This is a genomic window from Tepidamorphus gemmatus, from assembly GCF_004346195.1.
GTDB classification, from domain to species: Bacteria; Pseudomonadota; Alphaproteobacteria; order Rhizobiales; family Tepidamorphaceae; genus Tepidamorphus; species Tepidamorphus gemmatus.
In genome coordinates, this window is sequence record NZ_SMAK01000007.1 from 244,397 (window position 1) to 252,449 (window position 8,053).

Annotated in this window: 6 protein-coding genes and 1 pseudogene; 3 read left to right on the forward strand and 4 right to left on the reverse strand. The window is 66.7% G+C overall.

The features are described from left to right. Positions 1-2 precede the first annotated feature (2 nt). The gene (hemA, locus tag EDC22_RS12940; RefSeq protein ID WP_132807081.1) at positions 3-1,247 is read right to left on the reverse strand and encodes a 5-aminolevulinate synthase; all 1,245 of its coding nucleotides are present in this window, start codon (positions 1,245-1,247) and stop codon (positions 3-5) included. Positions 1,248-1,525: 278 nt separating this feature from the next. Here hemA and EDC22_RS12945 point away from each other — a divergent pair, with 278 nt between their 5' ends. From EDC22_RS12945 to EDC22_RS12955, 3 genes are all read left to right on the forward strand, one after another. Further along, a complete protein-coding gene (locus EDC22_RS12945; RefSeq protein WP_132807082.1) occupies positions 1,526-2,647 on the forward strand; it encodes a TIGR03364 family FAD-dependent oxidoreductase in 1,122 nt (373 codons plus the stop codon). 69 nt (positions 2,648-2,716) lie between these two features. Then, positions 2,717-3,529 carry a phosphonoacetaldehyde hydrolase gene (phnX, locus tag EDC22_RS12950; protein ID WP_132807083.1) on the forward strand — a complete coding sequence of 271 codons (813 nt, stop codon included), beginning with the start codon at positions 2,717-2,719 and terminating at the stop codon, positions 3,527-3,529. Between the two features lie 113 nt (positions 3,530-3,642). Continuing rightward, entirely contained in the window at positions 3,643-5,274 is a 1,632-nt protein-coding gene (locus EDC22_RS12955; RefSeq protein WP_132807084.1) for a L,D-transpeptidase family protein, read from the forward strand. A gap of 213 nt (positions 5,275-5,487) precedes the next feature. On the opposite strand, the gene EDC22_RS12960 is transcribed toward EDC22_RS12955, so the two are convergent. From EDC22_RS12960 to EDC22_RS12970, 3 genes and pseudogenes are all read right to left on the reverse strand, one after another. After that, on the reverse strand, positions 5,488-6,471 hold the full coding sequence (locus EDC22_RS12960) for a branched-chain amino acid ABC transporter permease (protein WP_132807085.1): 984 nt from the start codon (positions 6,469-6,471) through the stop codon (positions 5,488-5,490). Continuing rightward, positions 6,471-7,358, reverse strand: coding sequence for a branched-chain amino acid ABC transporter permease (locus EDC22_RS12965; protein ID WP_132807086.1), 888 nt, complete (start codon positions 7,356-7,358; stop codon positions 6,471-6,473). Before EDC22_RS12965 ends, EDC22_RS12960 begins: the two co-directional genes overlap by 1 nt. Before the next feature lie 4 nt (positions 7,359-7,362). After that, positions 7,363-7,956, reverse strand: a pseudogene (locus EDC22_RS12970) (ABC transporter ATP-binding protein); the annotation flags it as partial. Between the last annotated feature and the right edge of the window lie 97 nt (positions 7,957-8,053).

Genomic DNA, 8,053 nt, shown 5'->3' on the forward strand with positions numbered 1-8,053 from the left:
TCCTACTCGGCGGCTGCACTCAGCGCCGCTCCGGCGGCGAAGGGGATGCCCAGTGAGGTCCAGGTCTCGCTCAGCGCCTCGGCCAGCTCGTCTATGAGGTCCGGCGTGTGGAACGGCGTCGGCGTGATGCGAAGCCGTTCGGTACCGCGTGGCACGGTCGGGAAGTTGATCGGCTGGATATAGATCAAGTGCTTCTCGAGCAGCCGGTCGCTGGCCGCCTTGCACAGCTCGGGGTCGCCGACCAGCACCGGCACGATGTGGGTGTCGGACGGCATCACGGGGATGCCGCGCCGGGCGAGCGCGAGCTTGGTCAGGCCGGCGTGCCGCTGCTGGGCCTCGCGCTCGGCGGAAGAGTATTTCAGATGGCGGATCGCGGCCGTCGCCGCCGCTGCTACCGCCGGCGGCAACGCGGTGGTGAAGATGAAGCCCGGCGCATGCGAGCGTACCGCGTCGACGATGTCGGCGCTCGAGGCGATGTAACCGCCGAGGCAGCCGAACGCCTTGGCGAGCGTCCCCTCGATCACGTCAATACGCTGCATGTGCCCGTCGCGCTCGGCGATGCCGGCGCCGCGGGGCCCGTACATGCCCACCGCATGCACCTCGTCGATATAGGTCATGGCGCCGTAGCGCTCTGCGAGATCGCAAATCCGCCCGATCGGCGCGATGTCGCCATCCATGGAGTAGACGGATTCGAATACCACGAGCTTCGCCCGATCGCGGCCGCCCGCCCGCAGCAGGTCCTCGAGATGGTCGAGGTCGTTGTGCCGGAAGATCCGCTTCTCGGCACCGGACCGGCGAACGCCCTCGATCATCGACGCATGGTTGAGCTCGTCCGACAGGATCAGGCAGTCGGGCAGCAGCCGCGCCAACGTCGAGATCGACGCCTCGTTGGAAATGAAGCCGGAGGTGAAAGCCAGCGCCGCCGGCTTGCGGTGCAGGTCGGCGAGTTCCGCCTCGAGCTGCACCAGCGGATGGCTGGTGCCGGAAATGTTGCGGGTCCCGCCGGCGCCGACGCCCATCCGCGCGGCGGTCTCCGTGAACGCGGCGAGGACGTCGGGATGCTGCCCCATGCCCAGATAGTCGTTCGAGCACCAGATGGTAATCTCGCGCGGGCCCTGAGCGGCATGATGGACGGCGCGGGGAAATCGCCCGGCGATCCGCTCCAGCTCGGCAAAGACCCTGTAGCGCTTCTCGGCCGTGACCTTGTCCAGGGCGCCCCGGAAGGCGGCGGCATAGTCAAATGGCATGGCAGATTTCCGCTGATTCTCGTCTCGGCTCGCATTGCCCGGTGTCCGCCGACGGTTGACACCGCCATGCGGCAGCCGCCCGGTGAGGGCGGGCACCGCAGGATCGCACGCAGCATGCGGCCACGTGCAGTCCTAGCATATGACAGGGATCAAGTAAGAACCATTCCAGGATGGCCTGCCAACCCTGCGGCAATTCGCACCGGCGGCAGCAGAGCTGCTGTCATCGGGCTGTCATCGATGTCACTGTCTAGTCGCCGATCCAGAAGGAGCTGCCGCTGATGTCCGACAGCTGTGATCTCGCCATTGTGGGAGCCGGCATCGTCGGCCTTGCCCATGCGCTCGCCGCTGCGCGGCGCGGCCTCAAGGTCGTCGTCATCGACCGCGACGCCCAGGCGAACGGGGCATCTGTGCGAAACTTCGGCTTCGTCACCGTCACCGGCCAGCAGGCTGGCGCCTGCTGGCGCCGCGCCCTGCGCTCGCGCGATGTCTGGGCGGAGATCGCACCGCGGGCCGGGATCGAGATCGCCCATCGCGGGCTTGCTGTCGCGGTCCGCCACCCCGAATCGATCGCCGTGCTCGAGGCCTTCCGCGAAACCGAGATGGGCGCAGCCTGCGAACTGCTGACCGCGGGCGAGGCGCGCGCGCGGATGCCCGCGCTCGGTGCAGACATACGCGCGGTGCTGTGGAGCCCGCACGAGCTGAGGGTCGAATCGCGCGACGCGGTGCCCCGTCTTGCCCGCTGGTTGGCGGAGTCGCACGGTATCCGGTTCGTGCGCAACACGGCGGTGCGCGGGATCACGCTGCCGGCGATCGAGACCTCGGCGGGTAGGATCCGTGCCGACGCCGCGGTCGTCTGCCCTGGCGACGATCTCGTCGGGCTCTATGCCGATCGGATCGCCGCCTACGGCCTCACCCGCTGCAAGCTGCACATGATGCGCCTGGCACCGGATCGGCCGTTCCGGCTCGGCGCGGCGGTGATGTCGGATCTCGGCCTGGTGCGCTATCTCGGCTATGCGGAACTTCCCGAGGCGGCGGCGCTGCGGCAGCGGTTGGAGCGCGAGGCCGCTGACGCGCTGGCCAACGGCGTCCACCTGATCGTGGTGCAGTCGGCCGACGGGTCGCTGGTGGTCGGGGACAGCCATCACTACGCCACGACACCCGATCCATTCGCGCCGGAGGCCGTCGATCGCCTCATCCTCGACGAGATGGAGCGCATCCTGGCGTTCGGTTCCTTCCGGGTATCGGAGCGCTGGATCGGCACCTATGCCTCGGCGAGCGACCGGCTGATGCTGGTCGACAGGCCCGAGGCGCATGTCAGGATCGTGATCGTGACCAGCGGCACCGGCGCCTCGACCGCCTTCGGTATCGCCGAGGAGGTGATCGCGGACATGTTCGGCTAGCGCCATTCCTGGAGACTTGGAGTCCGGTTCTCCGTCAGGAGTTGCGACGAAACAGGGAGTTGAAGCGGAATGATGGCGGACGGGTTGCTGAAGGCAGTGATCTTCGACTGGGCGGGGACCGTTGTCGACTTCGGGTCACGTGCGCCGATGGGCGCCTTCGTCGAGGTATTCCGCCGCTTCGGCGTCGAGATCTCGATCGACGAGGCCCGGGTGCCGATGGGACTGCCGAAATGGGATCACATCGCCGCGCTCGGACGCATCCCGCGGATCGCGGAGGCCTGGCAGGCGGCGCATGGCCGGCCGTTCGCAACACGCGACGTCGACGCCATCTACGAGGCATTCGTTCCGCTCAACGCGGAGATCGTCACCGATTTCTCCGATCTCGTCCCCGGGGTCGTCGAAACGGTCGCCGAGCTGCGGGCACGCGGCCTCAAGATCGGCTCCACCACCGGCTACACCCGCGACATCATGGAGCGGCTCGCCCCGGTCGCAGCCGCGCAGGGTTTCGCCCCCGACAATCTGGTCTGCGCCGGGGATCTCGTCTCCGGCCGGCCCGGCGCGCTGATGATGTACCGCACCTTCCTCGATCTCGGCGTGTGGCCGGCCTGGGCCTGCGTCAAGGTCGACGACACCGAGCCCGGCATCCTCGAGGGCCTCGCCGCCGGCAGCTGGACCGTCGGGGTCGCCGCCAGCGGCAATGCCATGGGCCTGTCCCGCGAGGAGCTCGAAGCCCTCGACAACGACGCGTATCTCGACCGCTACGAGCGGGCGGAAGGCATGCTGAAGCGTGCCGGCGCCCACATCGTCATCGCAACGGTCAGGGATCTGATCGGAGCGATCGACGAGATCGAGGGTCGGCTGCGCCGCGGCGAGCGCCCCTGATCCGGACAGGCAGGGCATCGGCAGACCCCGGCGGCGCCGTTGGCGGCCCCTCGCACGGCCAGCGCGAATTGCGTACTCTCGCGCCGGGCGCTGCAGCAGAGCGGAGATGGGGCATGTCGGGTCTGAACAGGCTTGCGATCGGAATCTGGTGTCTGCTGGCGGTGGTGGTGGCCGCAACGCCGGCGCCCGCGCAGGAACCGCCCAAGCAGGTTGCCCGCGAGATCGCCCAGATCGTCCGGGACGGCGAGGTGGTGTTCGGGCTCGACGTCGACGACGAGCGGCTGTTCCAGGTCTACGCCATCTATCACTACCGCGACTTCACACCGATCTGGGTGCGCGACGACGGGCCCAAGACCAAGGGGCGCGCGCTGCTCGACGCGCTGATGTCGGCTGATCTGGAGGGGCTGGTGCCGAGCGACTACCAGGTCGGCCGCATCTCCGAGCTGATGGAGCGCACCGACGTGCGCAGCCTGGCCGAGCTCGAATTGCAGCTCACGCGCGCCTTTCTCGATTACGGTCGCGATCTGAGCGCCGGTCGGGTCTCGCCCGCCGAGGTCGACCGCGACACCCATTTGACGCCGGTTCCGGTCGATGCCGCCATACTGCTCGACGGGGCGGAGCGAGCCGACGATATCCTGCCTTACCTCGCCTCGCTTGCACCGCAGACACCGGAATATGACCGGCTGCGCGACAAGCTTGCCGAACTGCGCGAACGCGCCGAGCACGGCGGCTGGCCGACGGTGCCTGCCGGCGCGACGCTGAAGCCCGGCATGGACGATGCGCGGGTTCCTGCCCTGCGGGCCTATCTCGCCGCGGTCGGCGACTACAAGGGCGATCCGGAGGATACCTCAACCCTGTTCGACGCGGAGCTCGTCGAGGCGGTGAAGGCCTTCCAGGCGCGCCACGGCATCGATGTCGACGGTGCGGTCGGGCCGGCGACGCTGGCGGCAATCAACACGCCGATCGAGGAGCGGATCGAGACTCTGGCGCTCAATCTGGAGCGCCGCCGCTGGATGCCGGACGATCTCGGGGAACGGTACGTCTTCGTCAACCTCGCCGATCAGTTCCTCAAGGTGGTGGATGGCGGCAGGACGATCCACGACGCGCGGCTGGTGGTGGGCAAGCCCTATTCGCGCACGCCGGTGTTCTCGGACTCCATCAAGTACGTCGTCATCAATCCGGACTGGACGGTTCCCGCCTCGATCGCCCGCAACGAATACCTGCCCCGACTGCGGGACGCACCCGGCTCGCTCGCCGCGCAGGGCTTCGAGATTCTGGCCGGCGGTCAGCCGATCGATCCGCGTTCGGTCGACTGGTCGAAGGTGACCGCGTCGGATTTTCCCTACACGCTGCGCCAGCAGCCGGGACCGAACAATGCGCTCGGCGCCATCAAGTTCATGTTCCCAAACCCGTTCAATGTCTATCTGCACGACACGCCTGCGACGTCGCTGTTCGAGCGCTCCCAGCGCACCTTCAGCCACGGCTGCATGCGGGTGGAGAACCCGCTCGACCTCGGCGCCATCGTGCTCGGCCCGCAGGGCTGGACGCGCGAGCGCATCGACCAGGTGGTCAAGTCGGGCAAGAAGACCGTAGTGACGCTCGAGCACCCCTTGCCGATCCACATCACCTATCTCACCGCCTGGGTGAACAAGGATGGCTCGGTGCATTTCCGCAACGACGTCTACGGTCGCGACCAGCGCCTGCGCGAGGCGCTCGATCGCAGCCGGCTGGCGCCGGGCTTCTGACGCAGGCGGCCGGGAGTTCGGACCACCTGTCCAGGCTTCGCAACGTCCCGGCCGGGGAATCAGCCGCAAGGCCGGTATCGGGACGTCGATGGCCGGGCGCCGGGCCGCACCGGTTCCGGCCCGGACGGCGGAGATGGTCGGCGACCGGCTGCTGCAGCAATCTCCGCAGACGAGGCAACGCGCTCCTTCTCGGAAAGTGAGGCGACACAGATATTAGAGCGGCCTGCGCATCCATCTGGCGAGACCGCCGACGATGCCCTCACGGAACAGGAGGACGCAGACGACGAAGATGCATCCCTGCATGATCGTCACCCATGCACCGAAGGTGGCCAGATGGTTTTGCATCGTGACGATGACCGCAGCGCCCACAATCGGACCGAAGACGGTGCCCATGCCGCCGATCAGCGTCATCAGAACGACCTCGCCCGACATCGTCCAGTGGACATCGGTGAGGGAGGCGAGCTGGAAGACGATCGCCTTGGTGGCGCCAGCCAGACCGGCAAAGGTAGCCGACAGGATAAAGACGGCGAGCTTGTAGCCGTTGACCCGGTAGCCGAGCGATATCGCGCGCGCCTCGTTCTCACGGATTGCGTTGAGCACCTGCCCGAACGGCGAATGCACGATCCGGTAGATCATGATGATCCCGCCGAGGGTGATCGCCAGAACGACGAAATAGAGCGTGAGATCGGAACGCAGGCTGATCAGCCCGAAGAGCTCGCCGCGCGGCACCGCCTGTATGCCGTCCTCGCCCCCGGTGAACGGCGCCTGCACCGAGATGAAATAGACCATCTGCGCAAAGGCCAGCGTCACCATCGCGAAGTAGATGCCCTGCCTGCGGATTGCCAGCGAACCGATCGCCACGCCGAGCAGGGCTGCGGCTGCCGTACCGGTGAGGATGGCGAGCTCCGGCGTCAGGCCCCAGGCCTTCGCGGCGTGTGCACAGATGTAGCTGGCGCCGCCGAAATAGGCGGCGTGGCCGAACGACAGCAGGCCGCCATGACCCAGCAGCAGGTTGAAGGCGCAGGCAAACAGAGCAAAGCACATCACCTTCATCAGGAAGACGGGATAGAGAATAAACGGGGCGATGAGTCCCGCCGCCAGCAATGCCGCGAAGATCGTCGCATGGTGGGCTCGCAGGGCGTCGCTCGCTCGGACCGTCACCCCGTCGGCGATCCCGGCTCCGTTCGCCGCCGACATCACTCGGCCCTCCCGAACAGGCCAGCCGGCTTGACCATCAGGACAAGCGCCATGATCACGAAGATCACGACGGAGGAGGCCTGCGGATAGAAGACTTTCGTCAAAACCTCGATCAGACCGAGGCCGAATCCGGTGACAATCGACCCCAGGATCGAGCCCATGCCGCCGATGACGACCACAGCGAAGACAACGATGATGAGGTCGGCGCCCATGTTCGGGTTGACCGAGTAGATTGGCGCGGCAAGCACTCCGGCGAAGGCAGCAAGCCCGACGCCGAAGCCATAGGTCAGGGTAATCATGCGCGGCACGTTGATCCCGAAGGCGCCGACCAGCGTCGGGTTCTCGTTGGCAGCGCGCAGATGGGCGCCAATCCGCGTCTTCTCGATGGCAAACCAGGTCGCCAGACACACCGTCAGCGAAGCCACGATTACCCAGGCGCGATAGTCAGGCAGGAACATGAAGCCGAGATTGCGGACCCCGGCGAGCTGCTGAGGGACCGAATACGGCAGCCCGGACATGCCGTACTGATTGCGCAGGATGCCCTGCAGGATGAGCGCAAGACCGAAGGTCAGCAGCAGCCCGTAGAGATGGTCGAGCCGGTAGAGCCGGGAAATCAGCAGCCGTTCCAGAACGATCCCGAAGGCGCCAACGATCACCGGAGCGAGCAGGAGCGCCCACCAGTATCCGAGGCCAAGATAGGTCAACAGAAACCAGGCGACGAAAGCCCCGAGCATGTACTGCGCGCCGTGGGCGAAGTTGACGATGTTGAGCAGGCCGAAGATGATTGCCAACCCGAGTGACAGCATGGCGTAGAAGGAACCATTGATCAGCCCGAGCAGCAGCTGGCCGAACAGGACCTGCGGGGGAATGCCGATCAGCTCGATCATCCGTTCATACCCCCAGATAGCCTTCGAGCTTCGCGATGTTGCGGCCAAGCTCGGTATTGGGGATTACGTCGATCACCCGGCCCTGCTCGATGACGTAGTGGCGGTCGGCGATCGTCGAGGCGAAGCGGAAGTTCTGCTCCACCAAGACGATGGTGAAGCGCTGCTGTTTCAGCGCCGCGATCGTGCGGCCGATCTGCTGGACGATCACCGGGGCCAGACCTTCGGTCGGCTCGTCAAGCAGCAGCATGCGGGCGCCGGTGCGCAGGATCCGGCCGATCGCCAGCATCTGTTGTTCGCCGCCCGATAGCTTCGTGCCCTGACTGGCAAGCCGCTCCTTCAGGTTCGGGAACAGTGCGAAGATCTGTTCACGCGACAGCCCGCCCGGGCCGATCCGTGGGGGCAACATGAGGTTCTCCTCCACCGAGAGCGAGGAGAATATGCCACGCTCCTCCGGGCAGAAGGCGACGCCAGCCCGGGCGATGGCGCGCGCCGGTAGCCCCATCATCTCGCGGCCGTCAAACACCACGGAGCCGCTGCGCCTCTCCAGGATGCCCATGATCGCCTTGAGCGTTGTCGTCTTTCCGGCACCGTTGCGACCTCGTGGATCGAGTCTAACACTTCGCGCCCTCGTTTGACGGCGGCGATGATTTTGTCGGGATCGGCGGTCCAGATGAAGGGTTTGGGGTCACGGTTGG

What these genes read in the sequence shown, in the direction of transcription:
- hemA (WP_132807081.1), bottom strand. Translation starts at nt 1,247, where the DNA reads ATGCCATTTGACTATGCCGCCGCCTTCCGGGGCGCCCTGGACAAGGTC.
- EDC22_RS12945 (WP_132807082.1), top strand. Translation starts at nt 1,526, where the DNA reads ATGTCCGACAGCTGTGATCTCGCCATTGTGGGAGCCGGCATCGTCGGC.
- phnX (WP_132807083.1), top strand. Translation starts at nt 2,717, where the DNA reads ATGATGGCGGACGGGTTGCTGAAGGCAGTGATCTTCGACTGGGCGGGG.
- EDC22_RS12955 (WP_132807084.1), top strand. Translation starts at nt 3,643, where the DNA reads ATGTCGGGTCTGAACAGGCTTGCGATCGGAATCTGGTGTCTGCTGGCG.
- EDC22_RS12960 (WP_132807085.1), bottom strand. Translation starts at nt 6,471, where the DNA reads ATGTCGGCGGCGAACGGAGCCGGGATCGCCGACGGGGTGACGGTCCGA.
- EDC22_RS12965 (WP_132807086.1), bottom strand. Translation starts at nt 7,358, where the DNA reads ATGATCGAGCTGATCGGCATTCCCCCGCAGGTCCTGTTCGGCCAGCTG.